Here is an 876-nt window from a genome sequence, read left to right as displayed (position 1 = left end):
AGCTGGCGCTAGCGCTTGCGTGCGCCTCCACACAAACGGCCACCACTCAGAACACCAGCACCTTGTCGGCGGCGAGCGTGCGCTCAGCCAGTTCATCCAGGGTGCTGCGGCGCGCGCCCTCGACCAGTTCCTCATCGGTGATACCGCGTGCGTCCATGCAGGTGCCGCAGAGCAACATCTCGCCTTTGCGGGCAACGCCTTTCACCATCAACTCAAGATTGTAGTAGCCCTGCGGCACCGTCTGCCCGGCCTTGGCGCAGGTGACCGCATCGGCCATCAGAAAGACGCTGACGGTCTCGCCCTTGTTTTGCAAGGCCTTCGCTAATCGCAGTCCATTGAAGCTGCGCTCGGTGCCGTAAGCGGGGTCGTTGAGGATGAACAGGGTGGTCATGGGTGTGGGCTCCGCAGTCGAGATTGAAGTCGGCAGTATCCCATGAACAGAGACATCATTCAAATATTAAGTTGAATGTTGGCTATCGGCTATCGGCTATCGGCTATCGGCTATCGGCTATCGGCTGTTAGCTGGTGAAGGCTGAGTGTCGAGGGATGGCGAGCGGGTTCTGATGCGCGTGGCGTTATACTGTGGCGTCCTGTCCTTGCCAGCCGCTCATCGTGACCCAGTCCCAGTCTGCATCGCCTAAACAACAGCTGTTCGAGCATCTCGCCGTGATCGCCCGCGCCTTGGGGCATTCGGCGCGGCTGGAGCTGCTCGACTATCTGGCTCAGGGCGAGCGCAGTGTCGAGGAACTGGTGCGGCTCAGCGGGCTGTCGGTGGCCAACACCTCCAAGCATCTGCAGCAGCTCAAGGCCGCGGGGCTGGTCAATGCCCGGCGCGATGGCAAGTATGTGCGCTATTCGCTCGGCGATGAGCGGGCG

Annotated in this window: 2 protein-coding genes; one reads left to right on the top strand and one right to left on the bottom strand. The window is 61.4% G+C overall.

Annotated features, from left to right (window positions below):
- Positions 1-46: 46 nt before the first annotated feature.
- The gene (locus VBE63_RS30490; protein WP_323686700.1) at positions 47-391 is read right to left on the bottom strand and encodes a DsrE/DsrF/TusD sulfur relay family protein; all 345 of its coding nucleotides are present in this window, start codon (positions 389-391) and stop codon (positions 47-49) included.
- A 221-nt stretch (positions 392-612) separates the two neighbouring features.
- Between VBE63_RS30490 and VBE63_RS30485 the strand changes: the two genes are divergently transcribed.
- A partial coding sequence (locus tag VBE63_RS30485; protein WP_323686699.1) for a metalloregulator ArsR/SmtB family transcription factor occupies positions 613-876 on the top strand: 264 nt, incomplete at its 3' end.

The sequence above is a fragment of the Lamprobacter sp. genome, from assembly GCF_034860625.1.
In the GTDB taxonomy this organism is placed as follows: Bacteria; Pseudomonadota; Gammaproteobacteria; order Chromatiales; family Chromatiaceae; genus Lamprobacter.
Note: the sequence above shows the minus strand (reverse complement) of the source record. Positions and strands in the feature narration are given on the sequence as shown.

What these genes read in the sequence shown, in the direction of transcription:
- VBE63_RS30490 (WP_323686700.1), bottom strand. Translation starts at nt 391, where the DNA reads ATGACCACCCTGTTCATCCTCAACGACCCCGCTTACGGCACCGAGCGC.